An 18316-nucleotide genomic window follows, 5' to 3' on the forward strand; every position below is an offset into this window, starting at 1 on the left:
CCCAGACAACTCCATGCATGGCCTCTCCGAGCGATCCCGATGAAATTGAACTCCGGCCGGCTGTGGCTAAGAATCGCGACCTACGGCACCCTGGCCGTGGTCCTGCTGCTGGTATTGATCCGAGCGCTGATCTACTGGCAATTTGACGAAGCTGCCGTGCGCGGCAGTCTGACCCATGCCCTGCAAGACACCGGGCGCAGCGTCCGCATCGACGGCCGCATCACGCCCCAGGTTTTCCCCTACCCCGGCATTGAAATAGAAAAACTCAGCATCAGCGAGCCCGGCAAGCCCGACGCCTTCGCGCGCGTGGAAATGCTGCGCGTGTCGCTGGCCTGGCTGCCGCTGCTGCTGGGCAACCGCGAAGTCAAAGCGCTGGATCTGTACGGCCCCAGCGCCGGCGTCAGCCGCGGCCTGGACGGGCAACTGAACATCGCAGACCTGTTCCAGCGCCGCCGCCAGGACAGCTACATCCTCAAGCTGGACCGGCTGACCATGCGCGAAGGCACGCTGTTGCTGTCCGACCAGCTCACCCACACCGACAAGCGACTGGCCAGCATCAGCCTGGACGCCGACAACCTGCGCGGCACCGCCGACGTCAGCTTCGGCGCCATCCTGGACGACGACAAGCGTCCGGTGCGCCTGGCGCTGACCACCCCGCTGGCGATACAGGACGACCAGGTCAGCCTGCCCGAGCTGGAAGCGGTGGCGATCAGCACCATTCCGGGCCTGGGCGAAACCAAATTGACCGTCGCCGGCCAGTACAAGCTCAACTTCGCGTCGCTGCAAGCCACCGGCAGCGACGTCACCGTCAGCTTCACCAGCGAGCGTCCCAGCAGCGAGGTCAAGCTGACCCTGCCGCAGATCAACGCCAGCCTGCGCGAGCTGACCATGCCGTCCGGCACGCTCAGCGCCAAGCTCAGCTACGCCCGCAGCCAGTACCAGCTGCAGGCGGCGCTGGACAATCTGAAGCTGAGCGAGAGCGGCCTCTACGCCGACAAGCTGGACGGCGAGTTCAACTGGCTGGCCGGCTCCAGCAAGGTCAACGTCAAGCTGAACGCGCCGCTGTCGCTGGCCGGCATGAACCAGCTGCTGATGCAGCCGCTGAAGCTGACCAGCACCATCACCACGCCGGCGCTGCCGCGCGGCCGCCTGGTGGCCAGCATGGAAGGCGCGCTGGACGGCGACATCGACGAGCCGCGCTTCAATCTGCGCGTCGCCGGCAAGCTGGACGGCTCCGACGTGTCGGCCACGCTGAGCCAGTACGGCCTGATCAAGCCGCGCCACGAAGCGATGCTGTCCATCGGCAAGCTGGACCTGAACCGCTACCTGCCCGAAACCCAGGGCGATCCGGTGGCCATTTTCCAGAACACCAATGAAATCCCGCTGGACTGGCTGGACTTCTTCGACCTGAACGGCAAGGTGGCGATAGGCGAGCTGGCGATGGGCCGCTTCCGCATCAACCACATCACCAGCAATGTGCGCATCAATCCGCGCGCGCTGGAGCTGGACCAGATGTCCGCCGACATCTACGACGGCCGCCTGCAGGGCGACGCTTCGCTGAGCCGGCGCGACGTGCCGCATCTGCAAGTGAAGCAAACGCTGCAGGGCATGAAGATCCGCCCGCTGCTGGCGGACCTGTTCAACTTCAACCGCCTGGACGGCAAGGGCAACGGCAAGATCGACATCAACGCCGACGGCAAGTCCTTCGCCGAGCTGCGCAACACGCTCAACGGCGACGCTTCCTTCAGTCTGAACAACGGCGCGCTGACCGGCATCGACCTGGTGGCCGCGCTGAAAAACCTGCCGGCCGAGCTCAAAGAGTGGAACGCCGCCGCGCAAAACGACCAGAAGACGACCTTCTCCACCCTGTCCACCAGCTTCAAGCTGGACAGCGGCGTAGCGCGCAGCCAGGACCTGAAGCTGGCCTCGCAGCTGGTCAACGTCAACGGCGGCGGCAAGGTGGACCTGAAGCAGAGCATCGTCGACTATACGATGGACGTGCAGGCCAATCCGCAGGAGTTCGTCCGGCTGAAAGGCGTCAACGTGCCGCTGAAGATCACCGGCCCGCTCAACTCGCCGGTGTACGCGCTGGACTTCAACGCGCTAGTCAAGGGCAAGAAGACCGAGGGCGAAAAGCAGCAAGCGCTGAAACAGCAGTTGCAGAAGCAGATCACCACCATCCTGCCCTGAGCCCCAGGCTCAAACGAAAAGCCCCGGTTTCCCGGGGCTTTTCGTTGCCGGCGCGCCTCTCGCGCAATCACCGCCCTGCCGCGCTCAATCGCCCTGCAGTATCCGGGACTCCGCCAGCGCCAGCTGTTCCGGCGTGCCCAGCAGCACCATCACGTCGTCCGGGGAGATTTCGAAACTGTCGTCGAAATCGGTGCGGCGCACGCGATTGCGGCGGATCGCCTTCAGCTCCACGCCCAGGCCGGCCAGGCCCAGCGCGCCCAGCGGCTGGCCGATGGCCGCCGCGCCGCCGCACACCTGCACGCTCAGCAAACGGGGCACCAGCGACTCCTCCAGGCTCTCCGTCTCGTCGCTGCTGCCGCGGAAGAAGCCCCGGAACAGGTCGTAGCGCTCCTCCCGCACCGCGCGGATGCGCCGCAGCACGCGGCTGGGCGGCACGCCCGCCTCCAGCAACGCCTGCGAGGCCAGCATCAGGCTACCCTCCATCACCTCCGCCACCACCTCGTCGGCGCCGGCCTGGCGCAGCACGTCCATCTCGCTGTCGTCTATCGTGCGCACGATCACCGGCAGCTCCGGCCTCACTTCACGCACCGCATGCAGGATGCGCAGCGCGGCGTGGGTATCGGCGAAGGTCACCACCACCACCTTGGCCCGCATCAGGCCGGCGGCAAGCAGCACCTCCTTCTTGCCGGCGTCGCCGAACACCACCGGATCGCCGGCCTCCCCCGCCTCGCGCACCCGCTCCGGATCCATGTCCAGCGCGAAGGTATTGATCTTCTCGGCCTCCAGCAGCCGGGCCAGCGCCTGGCCGCTGCGGCCGTAGCCGCAGATCAGCACGTGGTCGTCCTTGCCCATGCTGGCCACCAGCATCTGGTGCAGATCCAGCGACTGCAGCATCCAGTCCTGCTTGATCAACCGGCGGGTGATGCGCTCGCCGTGCATGATCAGGAAAGGCGCCGCCAGCATCGAGATCAGGATGGCGGCGATGGCCGCCTGGGCCATGGGCGCGGCCACCAGGTTCAGGCTCAGCGCCAGCGACAGCAACACGAAGCCGAACTCGCCGCCCTGCGCCAGCGCCAGCGCCGAGCGCATCGCGTCGTTGGAGCGGTGGCCGAACAGCCGTCCCAGGCCGAACACCACCGCCAGTTTCAGCGGCAGCAGCAAGGCCAACAGCAACAGCACATCGCCGAAGCGGCCGAACAATACCGACAGCTCCAGCTTCATGCCCACGGTGATGAAGAAAAAGCCCAGCAGGATGTCGCGGAAAGGCTTGATGTCCTCTTCCACCTGGTAGCGGTATTCGGTTTCGGAGATCAGCATGCCGGCGACGAAGGCGCCCAGCGCCAGGCTGAGGCCGGAGAGCTCGGTCATCCAGGCGATGCCCAGCGTCACCAGCAGCACATTGATCATGAACAGCTCGCCGGAACGCTGGCGCGCCACCAGGTGGAACCACGGCCGCACCAGGCGCTGGCCGAAGAACAGCAGCAGCGCCAGCACCACCAGCACCTTGCCGCCCGCCTTGGCCAGGTCCAGCCACAGCGTGTCGCTGCCGCCGGCGAAGGCAGGCAGCATGATCAGCAGCGGCACCACGGCGATGTCCTGGAACAGCAGCACGCCTATCGCCAGTTGGCCGTGCGGATGGTTCAGCTCCAACCTTTCCGCCAGCAGCTTGCTGACGATGGCGGTGGACGACATCGCCAATGCGCCGCCAATGGCGAAACCTGTCAGCGGGCTGCCGGTCAGATAGGCGATGGCCATCGCCACCAGCAGCATGGTGAGCGCCACCTGGGCGAATCCCACCCCGAACACCAGTTGCCGCATCGCCCTCAGCCTGGGCAGGGAGAACTCCAGGCCGATGCTGAACATCATGAATACGATGCCGATTTCGCCGAGAAAGGCGGTTTCCTTGCCTTGCGGGATCAGGTTCATCACACCCGGGCCGGTCAGGAAGCCCACCACCAGATAGCCGAGCATGGCCGGCACCTTCAGGCTTCGGCACAAGGTGACTACCAGCACGGCGGCCAACAGGACAAGGACGATGGGGGCCATGGAATGCATCGGCGATCGGGACTCCAGGGAAAAGATTGGCAACGGAAAACACGACCGCCAAGCAAAACTTGCACCAGCACCCGCGTCAATCGATTATAACCTTTGATATACTTTTGCCTTATGGAAAAAAATCACACCAGCCGGCTGGAAACGGCGCGCGAAGTGCTGCATGAAGAAGCGGCCGCGCTGAACACTCTGGCCGAACGCCTGAACGGCGACTTCCTGGAGGCTGTGGAGATCATCCTGTCCTGCGAGGGCCGCGTGATCGTCACCGGCATGGGCAAGTCCGGCCACGTGGGGCGCAAGATCGCCGCCACGCTGGCCAGCACCGGCACGCCGGCCTTCTTCGTGCACCCGGCCGAGGCCGCCCACGGCGACCTGGGCATGATCACCGGCGACGACGTGGTGATCGCGCTGTCCAACTCCGGCGAGTCGGCCGAAGTGGTGTCGCTGCTGCCGGCGCTGAAGCTGAAGGGCGGCAAGCTGATCGCGGTGACCGGCCGGTCCGAGTCCACGCTGTCCCAGGCCGCGGACATCCTGCTGCACACGCATGTCGAGCGCGAAGCGTGTCCGCTGAACCTGGCCCCGACCACCAGCACTACCGCGCAGATGGCGCTGGGCGACGCGCTGGCCGTCACGCTGATGGGGGCGCGCGGCTTCGGCCAGAGCGATTTCGCGCTGTCCCACCCGGGCGGCAGCCTGGGCCGGCGCCTGCTGGTGCATGTAAAGGACTTGATGCACGCTGGCGGCGATCTGCCGCGGGTGGCGCCGGGCACGCTGCTGAAGGACGCGCTGCTGGAAATGTCGCAGAAGCGGCTGGGCATGGTCGCGGTAGGCGACGCCGACGGCACGCTCCACGGCATCTACACCGACGGCGACCTGCGCCGCACGCTGGAAAAAGGCGTGGACGTCTACAGTCTGAAGATAGACGAGGTGATGGGCCGCAAGCCGCGGTCCATCCAGCCGGACAAGCTGGCGGCCGAAGCCGGCTTCCTGATGAAACAACACCAGATCACCAGCCTGGTGGTCGTCGACGCCCAGGGCAAGCTGGCCGGCGTGCTGCACATGCACGACCTGCTGCGCGCCGGCGTGTTTTAAAACCAGCCGGCCAGTCCCAGCGACTGGCGGCGGCAAGGATCAAGCAATGCGTATGATTTCCGAGCAGGCCCGCAAGGTGAAACTGCTGATCATGGATGTGGACGGCGTGATGACCGACGGCCGCATCTACTACGACGCCCGCGGCGAAGAGAGCAAGTCGTTCTACGTGCAGGACGGCCTCGGCCTGCGCCTGCTGCAAGGCACCGGCGTGCAGCTGGCCATCATTTCCGGCCGCGCCGACCGCTGCGTCGAGCACCGCGCCCAGGCGCTGAAGATCGATCACTACTACGGCGGCGTCCACGACAAGAAAGTCGCGCTGGCCGAGCTGCTGGACAAGACCGGCCTGTCCGCCGAGCAATGCGCGTTCATCGGCGACGATCTGATCGACCTGCCCATCCTGACCCGGGTCGGCCTGGCGGTCGCGGTGCCCGAGGCCCCCCCGCAGGTGCGCCAGCATTGCCATTACGTGACCGGCAACCCCGGCGGCCATGGCGCGGTGCGCGAGCTGGCCGAGCTGATCATGCAGGCCCAGGGCACGTTCGAAGGCGTGCTCGCCCGGTATCTGGCATGATCAAGCTGCTGCGCTCCCATCGCCTGTTCCCGGTGCTGCTGATCGGACTGACCGCGCTGCTGACGATATGGCTGGACCAGATTTCGCGCTGGGACAGCCACCGCCGCGAACTCGATCCGGACAAGCCCGAGTACGTTGCGGAAAACATGATCGCCACCCGCTACGACAAGCAAGGCAAGCTGATGGACCGGCTGATCGCCACCCGCATGTGGCAGTATCCGGGCAAGCCCGACGCCTATTTCGAGAACCCCGACCTGTACCAGTACCAGCAGGGCGTGCTGCAATACCATGTGACCGGCGAGACCGGCCGCTACAACAACAAGAGCCAGCAGGCCTACTTCGACAAGAAAGTCGTTTTGATCAAACCCGCAGACAGCAAGCAGCCCGAAACCCGGCTGGTCAGCAGCGCGATGTTCGTCGATACCGGCAAGCGCTTCGCCAGCTCCAAGGCGCCGTCGGTGATCTACCAAGGCAACTCGGTCGCCAACTCCATCGGCTTCAGCTATCTGGAGTCGCAGGGCCTGCTCAATCTGTATTCCAAGACCAAGATCGTCTATGCCAAATAACTCCCGCATCCTGCTGGCCGGCTTGCTGCTGGCCGCCTCCGCGCTGGCTCACGCCGAACAGGCAGACAAAACCAAGCCCATCGAAATCACCAGCGACAACGGCTGCACCATGGAGCAGACCAAGGGCGTCTCCACTTGCACCGGCAACGTGGTGGTGATCCAGGGCACGCTGCGCCTGAACGCCGACAAGGTGGTAGCCACCCAGGACCCGCAAGGCAACCAGACGCTGCAGGCTACCGGCCGCATCGTCACCTTCCGCCAGAAGCTGGACAACAACAGCGGCTGGATCGAAGGCCAATCCAGCAAGCTGGACTACGACAGCGCCAAGCACTTCGCGGTGCTGACCGGCAACGCCCGCGTCAAGCGCAACGGCGACCTCGTGATCGGCAACGTGATCACCTACGACACCCAGAGCGAGGTCTACCAGGTGATGGGCGGCGGCGCCAACGCCGGCAAGGGCGGGCGCACCACCGTGATCCTGCAGCCGAAGAACACCGCGTCGCAACCGGCGGCCGCCAAACCCGCCGCCGGAGCCGCCGCGCAATGAAGCACAGCATCCTCACCGTCACCAATCTGAAAAAGCGCTTCAAGAAGCGCACCGTGGTCAAGGACGTGTCGCTCAGCATCGAGAGCGGCGAAGTCGTCGGCCTGCTCGGCCCCAACGGCGCCGGCAAGACCACCAGTTTCTACATGATCGTCGGCCTGATCGGCGCCGACGACGGCGACATTCGCCTGGACGACGCGTCCATCACTCACTACCCGATCCACCAGCGCGCCCAGCTCGGCCTCGGCTACCTGCCGCAGGAAGCGTCCATCTTCCGCCGCATGACGGTGGAAGAGAACATCGCCGCCATCCTGGAAATCTCCGGCCTCAAGGGCAAGGAGCTGGAAAAAGAGCTGGACCTGCTGCTGGACGACCTCAACATCGGCCACCTGCGCGACAGCAACGCGCTGTCGCTGTCCGGCGGCGAGCGCCGCCGGGTGGAGATCGCCCGCGTGCTGGCCACCCGCCCGCGCTTCATCCTGCTGGACGAACCTTTCGCCGGCGTGGATCCGATCGCGGTGATCGACATCCAGAAGATCATCTCCTTCCTGAAGGAGCGCGGCATCGGCGTGCTGATCACCGACCACAACGTGCGCGAGACGCTGCGCATCTGCGACCGCGCCTACATCATCAGCGACGGCTCGGTGCTGGCCTCCGGCGAGCCGGAAGAACTGGTCAACAACGAGAGAGTGCGCGAGGTCTACCTCGGCGAGCACTTCCATCTGTAAACGATGAAACAGGCCCTTCAGCTCAAGGTATCCCAGCAACTGACGCTGACGCCGCAGCTGCAGCAATCGATCAAGCTGCTGCAACTGTCCACACTGGACCTGCAGACGGAGGTGGAGCGCTTCCTGCTGGACAATCCGCTGCTGGAGCGCGGCGACGAGCCCCGCGACGGCGAAGCCGCTCCCGACAGCGCGGAACAGCAGGAAAGCCCGGCCGAGGCCCAGGACGCCGACAGCCGCGACGACGGCGCCGGCGAACTGCTGGACTGGGGCGCCGGCAGCCGCAAGGGGGACGACAATGACTTCGACCCCATGCTCAACGTGCCCTGCCCGGTCAGTCTGCGCGAGCACCTGCTGACGCAACTGGGCGAAATCGCCCTCTCCGACCGCGACCGCGCGGTGATGCGCCTGCTGATAGAGGAACTGGACGACGACGGCTACCTGCCGCTGCAGCTGGACGAGCTGGCCGGCAACCTGCCGCTGGAACTGGAGCTGGAAGTCGACGAGCTGGCGGTGGGCCTCAGGCTGCTGCAGCAGTTCGACCCCGCCGGCGTGGGCGCGCGCTCGCTGGCCGAATCGCTGACGCTGCAGTTGCAGCGCCTGCCCGGCGTCGAGCCTGAGCACGCGCTGGCGCTGGCCATCGTCCGCGAGCACCTGGCCCTGCTCGGCGGCCGCGACTACGCCCGGCTGAAAAAGCTGCTGCGCTGCGACGACGCGGCGCTGCGCGGCGCGCAGGCGCTGATCGCCCGCCTCAACCCGCACCCGGCCACCGGCTTCGGCCACGGCGAAACCCATTACGTGATTCCCGACATCAGCGTGCGCAAGCTGCGCGGCCGCTGGGCGGCCGAGCTCAACCGCGCGGCGATGCCCCGCCTGCGCGTCAACCGGCTGTACGAGCGCATGCTGGCCGACCAGCGCGCCGGCGGCGAAATGTCGGGCCGGCTGCAGGAGGCGCGCTGGCTGGTCAAGAACATCCAGCAACGGTTTGACACCATACTCAAAGTGGCGGAAGCTATCGTTGAGCGCCAGCAATCGTTCTTTGAGCACGGCGAAGTGGCGATGCGCCCGCTGATCCTGCGGGACATCGCGGAAGAACTGGGCCTGCACGAATCCACCGTTTCCCGATCCACCAGCCAGAAATACCTGCTTTGTTCGCGGGGCTTGTTCGAGCTCAAGTATTTCTTCGGCAGTTCGCTGGAAACTGAAAGCGGCGGAGAGTGCTCCGCCACCGCGATCAAGGCCCACATCCGCGGCATGATAGACGCCGAGGACCGCGCGAAGCCGCTGTCCGACAGCGCCATCGCCGACGCGCTGGCCAAGCAGGGAATACAGGTTGCCAGACGCACCGTAGCCAAGTATCGTGAAGCCATGCAGATTCCGGCGGTGAATCTGCGCAAGGCGCTGTAGGGCGCCTCAAGAATACAATGCCGCCCGGCAACCCGACCGGGTGGTCAACACCAGAAGGAGCTAGGGTATGAACCTCAAAGTAACTGGCCTGCACCTGGAAGTCACCCCGTCGCTGCGCGAATACATCGAGAACAAGCTCGAGCGCATTACCCGCCATGTCGACCACGTGATCGACATCTCCGTCACCCTGTCGGTCGACAAGCTGGTCCAGAAGGCTGAAGTCAATGTGCACCTGTCCGGCAAGGACATCCACATCGAAGCTTCCGAGGCCGACCTCTACGCCGCCATCGACGTCCTGATGGACAAGCTGGACCGCCAAGTCCTGAAGTACAAGGAAAAGCTGACCGAACACCGCGCGACGGGCTCGGGCGAAGCGTCTCAGGCCCAGGCCTCGCTGTAAGGCCGGACTGAAGACAACGGGAGCCTCACGGTTCCCGTTTTTCTTTGCGCTTGCCGGTTTTCAGTACTATCAAGGCAACGTAGAATTCACAGTTTCACCCCAAGAGCCGCATGCATACTCCAACATGACTCTCATCGGCAAGATCCTGACCCCGGACCATATCCTGCTGGATCTGGACGTCGCCAGCAAGAAGCGGGTGTTCGAACAAGTGGGACTGCTCGTGGAAAACACCCGCGGCATCGCCCGCAGCGAGGTTTTCGACAGCCTGTTCAGCCGTGAAAAACTGGGCTCCACCGGACTCGGCCAGGGCGTGGCCATTCCCCACGGCCGCGCGCGCGGCCTCAAGGAAGCCACCGGCGTGTTCATCCGCCTGAAGGCGCCCATTCCCTTCGACGCGCCGGACGGCAAGCCGGTGCAATGCCTGTTCGTGCTGCTGGTCCCCGAGCACGCCACCGACCTGCACCTCCAGGTGCTGTCGGAGCTGGCGCAGCTGTTCTCCAGCCGCCAGATGCGCGAGCAGATGCTTGGCGCCGGCGCGCGCGACGACCTGTACAAGCTGCTTTGCGAATGGACGCCCCATGCCTAGCATCACCGTGCGCCGGCTGTATCAGGAAAACCAGCAGAAGCTGAATCTGACTTGGGTCGCCGGCACCGGCGGCTCCGACAACGTGATCGGCAACGACGACCAGCGGCCGACGCTGGCCCTGGTCGGCCACCTGAACTTCATCCACCCCAACCGGGTGCAGGTGCTGGGCCTCGCCGAGGTCGACTACCTTAACAAGCTGGAGCAGTCGGCGGCCAAGACCGCGCTGGACCAGCTGTTCCACAAGAGCATGTCGGTGGTGATGGTCACCAACAACCAGCCAGTGCCCCGGCTGCTGCGCGACTACTGCCACAGCCACAACGTGCCCCTGATGTGCAGCACGCTGGAAAGCCCGTACCTGATGGACGTGCTGCGGATCTACCTGGCGCGCGCGCTGGCGGTGTCCACCGTGCTGCACGGCGTGTTCCTCGACGTGTTCGAGATCGGCGTGCTGATCATGGGCGACTCCGCGATGGGCAAGAGCGAGCTGGCGCTGGAATTGATCTCCCGCGGCCACGGCATGGTGGCCGACGACGCCGTCGAGCTATACCGCATCGGCCCGGACACGCTCGAAGGCCGCTGCCCGCCACTGCTGCGCGACTTCCTGGAAGTGCGCGGCCTCGGCATCCTCAACATCCGCACCATCTTCGGCGAGACCGCGGTCCGCCCCAAGAAGGTGCTGAAACTGATCATCCATCTGGTCAAGGCCAACGACCAGGCGATGCAGGCGCTGGACCGGCTGAACATCCAGTCGGAAACTCAGGACATCATCGGCGTCACCGTGCGCAAGGTGGTGCTGCCCGTGGCCGCCGGCCGCAACCTGGCGGTGCTGGTGGAGGCCGCCGTGCGCAACTACATCCTGCAGCTGCGCGGCATCGACAGCACCCGCGAATTCATCGAACGCCACACCAATTTCTTGCGAGACCAGGAAAATGCGCCTGATATTGATTAGCGGCCTGTCCGGTTCCGGCAAGTCGGTGGCGCTGCGCGCGCTGGAGGATTCCGGTTTCTACTGCGTGGACAATCTGCCGGCCACCATGCTGCCGGAAGCGATGGCGATGTACGCCGACTTCGGCTACAAGGACATCGCCATCAGCGTGGACACCCGCTCCGGCCCCACCCTGGGCGCGCTGCCCAAAGTGGTGGAATCCCTGAAGGCCCAAGGCATGGATGTTCGGCTGCTGTTCCTGGAAGCCAAGCCGGAAACGCTGGTCAAACGCTTCTCCGAAACCCGCCGCCGCCACCCCCTGTCCGACACCGGCATCACGGTGGAGGAAAGCATATTGCTGGAGCAGGAGATGCTGGCCGAGGTGCTGGAGCTGGGCACCCGCATCGACACCAGCGAACTGTCCGCCAACGCCCTCAGAAGCTGGGTGCGCGAACTGGTCGATGCCGACAGCAGCCAGCTGACGCTGATCTTCGAATCATTCGGCTTCAAGCATGGCGTGCCGCAGGACGCCGATTTCGTCTTCGACGCCCGCTGCCTGCCCAATCCCTATTACGATCCGCAGCTGCGCCCGTTCACCGGCCGCGACCAACCCATCATCGACTTCTTCGCCGGCCATCAGGAAGTGGCCGAGATGATAGCCGACATCCAGGCGATGATCGCCAAGTGGCTGCCCTGCTACGGCAAGGAAAACCGCAGCTACCTGACGGTGGCCGTCGGCTGCACCGGCGGCCAGCACCGCTCGGTGTACATCATCGAGAATCTGGCGCGCTCCTTCCCCGACCGCCAGGTATTGGTCCGCCACCGCCAGTTGTACCGCGAACACTGACCATCGGCAGGGCCCGCCGCCCTGCCCGTCCAGCCCGGCTGGAGAAAGAAGCCGATGCCCCGCAAAACCGTCACCGTCGCCCTCACCGGCGCCTCGGGCCTGCCTTACGGCCTGCGCCTGATCGAGGCCCTGCTCGCCGCCGGCGCGCGGGTGTGGGTGCTGTATTCCCAAGCCGCCCAGGTGGTGGCCAAGCAGGAAATGCAACTGACCCTGCCCTCGCGTCCGGCCGAAATGAAAGCCTGGCTGCAGGCCCGCTATCCCGCCGGCGACGGCCAGCTGGAAGTCTACGGCCGCGAGGAATGGTTCGCACCGGCGGCGTCCGGCTCCAATCCGCCGGACGCGATGGTGGTGTGCCCGTGTTCGATGGGCACGCTGGCGGCTATCCGCCACGGCATGAGCGACAATCTGATCGAACGCGCGGCCGACGTCTGCATCAAGGAGCAGCGCAAGCTGGTGCTGGTGCCGCGCGAAACGCCGCTGTCCGCCATCCACCTGGAAAACATGCTGGACCTGGCGCGCCTGGGGGTGGTGATCCTGCCCCCCGCCCCCGGCTTCTACACCCATCCCAAGAGCGTGGACGACATGGTGGACTTCGTCGTCTCCCGCATACTCGATCAACTGGGCGTCGAACAAACCTTGACGCCGCGCTGGGGAGAATGAACATGGACGGCGGCCCGATCCTGAGCCTGGAAGCGCTGCGCCGGCTGGAACAGGCCGCCGCCGGCCATGGACTGAACCTGATGCGCCGCGCCGCGCTTGCCGCCGCGGACTGGGTCACCCGCCACAGCCCCCCGGCCTCGCCGCTGCTGGTCTGCGCCGGCCCCGGCAACAACGGCGGCGACGCGCTGCACGCGGCGCTGGCGCTGCGCAAGCGCGGCCATCCGCTGACCATCCTGCAGCCCATCGCTCCGGCCAGCGACGAATGCCGCGCCGCGCGCCGGCAGGCGGAAAAAGCAGGCCTCTCCATCCTGGCTGAATTGCCCGGCGGCGCGCCGCCTCCGGCGCTGCTGATAGACGGCCTGTTCGGCATCGGCCTGTCCCGTCCGCTGGGTCCCGCCTGGCAAGACCTGATAAATCGGCTGAACCGCCTGGATTGCGCTAAGTTGGCGCTGGACTGCCCCAGCGGGCTTGACGCCTATACCGGGCAGCCGCAAGGCGCGGCCATCCGCGCCGACCACACCCTGACCTTCCTCTGCCACAAGCCGGGGTTGTTCGGCGGGCCAGGCGCCGACTTTGCCGGCCAGGTGGAGCTGGCCATGCTGGACTGCCCCGCCAGCCTGTATCCGGAAGCCGAAGGCGAGCTCAACCGCCCGCCGGTCGCGGCGCTCGCCCGCAACCGGGACAGCCACAAGGGCAGCTACGGCTCCGTATCCGTCATCGGCGGCGCGCCAGGCATGCTAGGCGCGGCGCTGCTCGCCGGCCGCAGCGCGCTGGCCGGCGGCGCCGGCAAAGTCTATCTGTGTCCGCTGGACGACCGGCTGCCGGTCGACCCAGCCGCGCCGGAACTGATGGTGCGCCCGGCGGACGAAGCCGCGGACCTGCCCGTCGCCGACGTGCTGGCCGTCGGCCCAGGCCTGGGCCGGCAGGAGCTGGCCGAGCGGCTGCTGCAGCAGGCCATCGCCCGCGCCGTTCCCCTGGTGCTGGACGCCGACGCGCTCAATCTGCTGGCGGTCCGCCGCGATCTGGCCGCCCTCGTCGCCGAGCGCAGGGCGCCTACCGTGCTGACGCCCCACCCCGCCGAAGCCGCCCGGCTGCTGCGGCTGGGCGGCGCCCAAGAGATCCAGGCCGATCGCGTGCCCCATGCCCGCCGGCTGGCCGCCGGCCTGAACAGCGTTGTCGTCCTGAAAGGCGCCGGCAGCCTGATCGCAAGGCCCGATGGCTACTACCGCGTCAATGACAGCGGCGGACCGGAACTGGCCGTCGCCGGACAGGGCGATGTATTGACCGGCCTCATCGCCGCGCTGCTGGCCCAGGGCCTGGACGCTTTCGACGCCGCCTCGCTGGCGGTCCGGCTGCACGGGCTGGCCGGCGACGACTACCGCGCCGAAAACGGCGGCCCGATCGGCCTCGCCGCCTCCGCGACCATGCCACGCCTCAGCCGCGCGCTCAACCGCCTGCTGGCCGGGATCTGAAGCGCTTTGCCGATGACGACGGTTTGTGGTTAACATCGACCGGCAAGCCACCACACCGGAGAGCCGTCTTGTCGTCCGCCCATAATCAGAAAAAAGCCTACGCCTTCGGTCTCGGCGCCGTGCTGGCCTGGTCCACTGTCGCCAGCGCCTTCAAGCTCAGCCTGCAGCACCTCAGCCCGATGCAACTGGTGCTGTACGCCAGCGCCGCCTCCCTGCTGTCGCTGCTCTCCATCCTGGCCTGGCAGCGCCGCCTGCCCGAACTGGCCGCCGCCTTCCGCCGCCACTGGAAAAGCTCGCTGCTGTTCGGCGCGGTCAATCCCTTCATCTACTATCTGGTACTGTTCCAGGCCTACTCGCTGCTGCCGGCGCAGGAAGCACAGGCGATCAACTACACCTGGGCGCTGACGATGACCCTGCTGGCTGTGCCGCTGCTGAAGCAGAAGCTGCGCGCTCAGGACGCCGCCGCCGCGCTGATCTGCTATCTGGGCGTGCTGGTGATCGGCACCCGGGGGCGCTTGCTGGAGCTGCACTTCTCCAACCAGCTGGGCGTGCTGCTGGCGCTCGTTTCGACGCTGCTATGGGCCGGCTACTGGATCTTCAACACCCGCGACACGCGCGAGCCGGTGCTGGGCCTGACGCTGAATTTCGCCTGCAGCCTGCCGCTAAGCCTGGCCTGGTGCGCCTGGCATGGCCAACTGGCGCTCCCCGCCTGGCAAGGACTGGCCGGCGCCGCCTATGTCGGCGCGCTGGAAATGGGCTTCACCTTCGTGCTGTGGCTGTCGGCGATGAAGCTGACGCGCAGCACCGCCAGCATCGCCAACCTGATCTTCCTGGCACCGATGGCGTCGCTGCTGCTGATCCACCTGATCGTCGGCGAGGCTATCCTGCCGTCGACGCTGCTGGGCCTGGCGCTGATCCTGGGCGGCCTGCTCGCGCAAAAGTTGCCGCTGCGCCGCGCGCAAACGCAACCGCTGGCCGCGCCTCCATCCTGAGCCGCGGCCGCGCGCGGACCAGAAGCCGTTCTCGATCCGGCATGGCAATTCCTTCGCCCTCTGCCTACGATTCATTCTGAGGGCACGGGTAAACAGGCACCATGAAAAGTATCAAGACAAGGTTAATGTTATGGCTGATGGCATGGATCACCACCATTCTGGGGACGACTGGACTGTATTTCTACATCCATGACTACAATATTGACCAGAATGACTTCCAGACCCAGCGCGCCGCCGTGCAGTCGCGGCTTTCCCTGTCCCTGCCGCACGGCATCTGGCAGCTAGACGACGAAAACGTCCGCCTGGCGCTGGACAGCGAATTGAGCTGGCCCTCGGTGATCGCCATCAACGTCAAGGGGGAAAGCGGCCTCAACCTGGGCCGCACCCGCGACGCCAACGGCAGTCTCCGCGACATGCTGCCCAACGAGCAGCCCAAGGTCGACGACACCCTCAGCATTCCCATCATCTATCAGGGCAAGGAGCACCTGGGCACCGCCACCGTCTACCTGTCGCACGACGCGCTGCGCGCGCGCGAAGACCAGCACCTGATCACCATCGTCGCCCAGATCGTGCTGCTGGACGGCCTGATCTTCTTCATCATGTCGTTCAATCTGCAGCGCTTCATCTTCCAGCCGCTGGCCAAGCTGCAGCAGGCGCTGAACACCGCGATCCGCGCGCCGGACGCCAGCGGCGCCCAGATCACCCACCTGGCCGACGACGAGATCGGCGGCATCGTCAACGGCTTCAACCGCATCGTCGCCCGCACCGCCGCCGACCTGGTGAAACGGACCGCGGCCGAGGCGATCGCGCGCGAGGAAAAGGAAAAGGCGCAGCAGGCCTACAGCCAGCTGATGGCGACGCAGGAAACGCTGGTGGAAGCGGAAAAGATGGCGTCGCTGGGCAGCCTGGTGGCCGGCGTCGCCCACGAGATCAACACCCCGGTCGGCATCACGCTGACCGCCGCCTCGCACCTTGGCACCGCCACCTCGCACATCACCGGCAAGCTGGACAGCGGCAACATCAAGAAGAGCGACTTCCAGAGCTATCTCGAAACGGCGCAGGAATGCTGCGAGCTGATCCTGGCCAACTCCGAGCGCGCCGCCAACCTGATCCACAGCTTCAAGCAGGTGGCGGTGGACCAGACCAGCGAGGCCAGGCGCAGCTTCCACCTGCACGATTACCTGAACGAGGTGATCACCAGCCTGAAACCCCGCTTCAAGCACACCAAGGTCTCGATAGACATCCAGTGCGAAGAGGACATCCTGCTGGACAGCTACCCCGGCGCGCTGGCCCAGGTGCTGACCAATCTGGTGGTCAACGCGCTGATACACGGCTACGAAGGCGGCGAGATCGCCGGCGCCATCGTCATCGAGGCCCACCGCAACGCCGCCCAGCATGTATCGATGACCATCAGCGACAGCGGCCAGGGCATCTCGCAGGAAAACCTGAGCCGGGTATTCGAACCCTTCTTCACCACCCGCCGCGGCACCGGCGGCAGCGGCCTCGGCCTCAACATCGTCTACAACATCGTGCGGCAGCGACTGGGCGGCAACATCGAGGTTCACAGCGAGGTTGGACAGGGCACCCGATTCACGCTGGACATGCCTTGCATCGCCCCCACCGTCCAGCATAAGGAGAATGTGGCATGAGCCAACAAGCATCCCTTCCAGACGACGACAACTGGCTGCTGGACGACAACGACGGCGAGGAAACGCCCCGTCCGTCCGAAGTGCGCAAGCCCTGGAAAGTGCTGATCGTCGATGACGAAAAGGACGTGCACACCGCCACCCGCATCGCGCTGCGCGGCATCAGCTACAAGGAGCGCCCGCTGGAGCTGCTGAGCGCCTACAGCGGCGCCGAGGCCTTTCAGATGCTGCAGCAGCATCAGGACATCGCGCTGATCATGCTGGACGTGGTGATGGAAAGCGAGGACGCGGGCCTGAGGCTGGTGCACCGCATCCGCGAGGAGCTCGACAACGGCGTGGTGCGCATCGTGCTGCGCACCGGCCAGCCCGGACAGGCGCCGGAGCAGGAGGTCATCCTCAATTACGACATCAACGACTACAAGACCAAGACCGAACTCACCACCCAGAAGCTGTTCACCACCACCATCGCCTCGCTGCGCGCCTACGAAAACCTGGTGTCGCTGGAAAAGAACCGCCAGGGCCTGGCCAAGATCCTGGAGAGCGCGTCCGATCTGTACCAGCTGCACTCGCTGCGGGAGTTCGCATCCGGCGTGCTGCGCCAGATCAGCGCGCTGCTGGACATCGGCACCGACGGCATTCTGTGCGTGCGCAACGACAATATGGTCGGCCGGCCTGAACTGGAAATCCTGGCGGTGTCCGGCGCCTACGAATACCTGGCGGAATCCGGCGACCTGTCCAACGAGCCGCACCTGGAAGCGGTGTTCCAGCAGGTGTTCAAGGAAAAGCGCAGCATTTACCAGCATCCCTACGACGTGCTGTACATCTCCTCGCGCAACCGCCGCGAGTTCGCCGTCCACTTCATGCCGCAATGGCCGCTGGACGCCGTGGAGCGCGACTTGCTGGACGTGTTCTGCCAGCGCATCTCGGCCGCCTACGACAACCTCTACCTTTACAACCAGCTGCGCAGCGCCCAGGAAGCCACGGTGGTTGCGCTGGCCGATCTGGCGGAATTCCGCGACACCGACACCGGAGACCACGTGCTGCGGGTGCAAAAGCTGACCGACGCCATCGCCGAGGAAATGGCCGGCGACAACCATTACCCCGAGCTGATGACCCGGGAGTTCATGGACATGGTGGGCATGGCCAGCATCCTGCACGACATCGGCAAGGTGGCGACGCCCGACAATATCCTATTGAAACCCGGCAAGCTGGATCCTGAAGAACGCGCCATCATGGAGCAGCACGCGACGATAGGCGCGCAGATCCTGGCCAAGTCCGCCCAATTGGTGGAGGGCGCCAGCTATCTGTCGCTGGGCTCGGAAATCGCCGGCGGCCACCACGAACACTTCGACGGCAACGGCTATCCCAGCAAACTCAAAGGCCAGGACATCCCGCTGTCCGCCCGCATCGTCGCGGTGGTAGACGTGTTCGACGCGCTGCTCAACAAGCGCCCCTACAAGGAGCCGTGGAGCATGGAGGACACGATGAAGTACATCAATGGCCGCGCCGGCACCCAGTTCGATCCGCATGTGGTCGCCGCGCTGAGCCGGCTGGTGGACGAAGACAGGCTGCCGGTGCAGTTCGGCGACTAGATCGGCTTGCCCAGCAAATGAAAACGGCAGCGCTCGGCTGCCGTTTTTC

The 18316-nt window shown here is 65.7% G+C and carries 17 protein-coding genes; 16 read left to right on the top strand and 1 reads right to left on the bottom strand.

Annotated elements, in window-relative coordinates; all coding sequences use genetic code 11:
- The first annotated feature begins 39 nt into the window (after nucleotides 1–39).
- Nucleotides 40–2190 carry an AsmA family protein gene (locus BKX93_RS07355; RefSeq protein WP_046155708.1) on the top strand — a complete coding sequence of 717 codons (2151 nt, stop codon included), beginning with the start codon at nucleotides 40–42 and terminating at the stop codon, nucleotides 2188–2190.
- A gap of 84 nt (nucleotides 2191–2274) precedes the next feature.
- Here BKX93_RS07355 and BKX93_RS07360 read toward each other — a convergent pair whose 3' ends face one another.
- Complete coding sequence (locus tag BKX93_RS07360; RefSeq protein ID WP_046155707.1) at nucleotides 2275–4245, bottom strand: cation:proton antiporter; 1971 nt, start codon at nucleotides 4243–4245, stop codon at nucleotides 2275–2277.
- A gap of 111 nt (nucleotides 4246–4356) precedes the next feature.
- Between BKX93_RS07360 and BKX93_RS07365 the strand changes: the two genes are divergently transcribed.
- The 15 genes from BKX93_RS07365 to BKX93_RS07435 all read left to right on the top strand — a co-directional run bounded on the left by BKX93_RS07365 (nucleotide 4357) and on the right by BKX93_RS07435 (nucleotide 18267).
- Nucleotides 4357–5334: a KpsF/GutQ family sugar-phosphate isomerase gene (locus BKX93_RS07365; RefSeq protein WP_046155706.1), complete on the top strand. Its 978-nt coding sequence runs from the start codon at nucleotides 4357–4359 to the stop codon at nucleotides 5332–5334.
- Between the two features lie 46 nt (nucleotides 5335–5380).
- Complete coding sequence (locus BKX93_RS07370; RefSeq protein ID WP_046155705.1) at nucleotides 5381–5905, top strand: KdsC family phosphatase; 525 nt, start codon at nucleotides 5381–5383, stop codon at nucleotides 5903–5905.
- Nucleotides 5902–6471 (top strand): LPS export ABC transporter periplasmic protein LptC, encoded by a 570-nt coding sequence (gene lptC, locus BKX93_RS07375; protein WP_046155704.1) that lies wholly within the window; start codon nucleotides 5902–5904, stop codon nucleotides 6469–6471. Before BKX93_RS07370 ends, lptC begins: the two co-directional genes overlap by 4 nt.
- On the top strand, nucleotides 6461–7018 hold the full coding sequence (lptA, locus tag BKX93_RS07380; RefSeq protein WP_046166267.1) for a lipopolysaccharide transport periplasmic protein LptA: 558 nt from the start codon (nucleotides 6461–6463) through the stop codon (nucleotides 7016–7018). Before lptC ends, lptA begins: the two co-directional genes overlap by 11 nt.
- Nucleotides 7015–7743 (top strand): LPS export ABC transporter ATP-binding protein, encoded by a 729-nt coding sequence (gene lptB / locus BKX93_RS07385; RefSeq protein WP_046155702.1) that lies wholly within the window; start codon nucleotides 7015–7017, stop codon nucleotides 7741–7743. Before lptA ends, lptB begins: the two co-directional genes overlap by 4 nt.
- 3 nt (nucleotides 7744–7746) lie before the next feature.
- Nucleotides 7747–9147, top strand: a complete 1401-nt coding sequence (locus BKX93_RS07390; RefSeq protein ID WP_046166265.1) for an RNA polymerase factor sigma-54 — start codon at nucleotides 7747–7749, stop codon at nucleotides 9145–9147.
- A gap of 67 nt (nucleotides 9148–9214) precedes the next feature.
- Complete coding sequence (gene hpf / locus BKX93_RS07395) at nucleotides 9215–9547, top strand: ribosome hibernation-promoting factor, HPF/YfiA family (protein ID WP_070979384.1); 333 nt, start codon at nucleotides 9215–9217, stop codon at nucleotides 9545–9547.
- Between the two features lie 124 nt (nucleotides 9548–9671).
- Nucleotides 9672–10133 carry a PTS IIA-like nitrogen regulatory protein PtsN gene (gene ptsN, locus BKX93_RS07400; RefSeq protein WP_046155699.1) on the top strand — a complete coding sequence of 154 codons (462 nt, stop codon included), beginning with the start codon at nucleotides 9672–9674 and terminating at the stop codon, nucleotides 10131–10133.
- Nucleotides 10126–11082: an HPr(Ser) kinase/phosphatase gene (hprK, locus tag BKX93_RS07405; RefSeq protein ID WP_021476575.1), complete on the top strand. Its 957-nt coding sequence runs from the start codon at nucleotides 10126–10128 to the stop codon at nucleotides 11080–11082. The genes ptsN and hprK overlap by 8 nt, the downstream gene beginning before the upstream one ends.
- Nucleotides 11063–11905, top strand: a complete 843-nt coding sequence (gene rapZ, locus BKX93_RS07410; protein ID WP_046155698.1) for an RNase adapter RapZ — start codon at nucleotides 11063–11065, stop codon at nucleotides 11903–11905. Before hprK ends, rapZ begins: the two co-directional genes overlap by 20 nt.
- Nucleotides 11906–11959: 54 nt before the next feature.
- Entirely contained in the window at nucleotides 11960–12565 is a 606-nt protein-coding gene (locus BKX93_RS07415) for a flavin prenyltransferase UbiX (protein WP_046166264.1), read from the top strand.
- 2 nt (nucleotides 12566–12567) lie between these two features.
- Nucleotides 12568–14037 (top strand): NAD(P)H-hydrate dehydratase, encoded by a 1470-nt coding sequence (locus tag BKX93_RS07420; RefSeq protein WP_070979386.1) that lies wholly within the window; start codon nucleotides 12568–12570, stop codon nucleotides 14035–14037.
- Between the two features lie 68 nt (nucleotides 14038–14105).
- On the top strand, nucleotides 14106–15029 hold the full coding sequence (locus BKX93_RS07425) for a DMT family transporter (RefSeq protein WP_046166262.1): 924 nt from the start codon (nucleotides 14106–14108) through the stop codon (nucleotides 15027–15029).
- A 137-nt stretch (nucleotides 15030–15166) separates the two neighbouring features.
- Nucleotides 15167–16678, top strand: a complete 1512-nt coding sequence (locus tag BKX93_RS07430) for a sensor histidine kinase (protein WP_144408693.1) — start codon at nucleotides 15167–15169, stop codon at nucleotides 16676–16678.
- Entirely contained in the window at nucleotides 16675–18267 is a 1593-nt protein-coding gene (locus tag BKX93_RS07435) for a DUF3369 domain-containing protein (protein ID WP_070979388.1), read from the top strand. The genes BKX93_RS07430 and BKX93_RS07435 overlap by 4 nt, the downstream gene beginning before the upstream one ends.
- Nucleotides 18268–18316: the final 49 nt, after the last annotated feature.

It is taken from the genome of Chromobacterium vaccinii (genome assembly GCF_001855275.1).
Classification (GTDB): Bacteria; Pseudomonadota; Gammaproteobacteria; order Burkholderiales; family Chromobacteriaceae; genus Chromobacterium; species Chromobacterium vaccinii.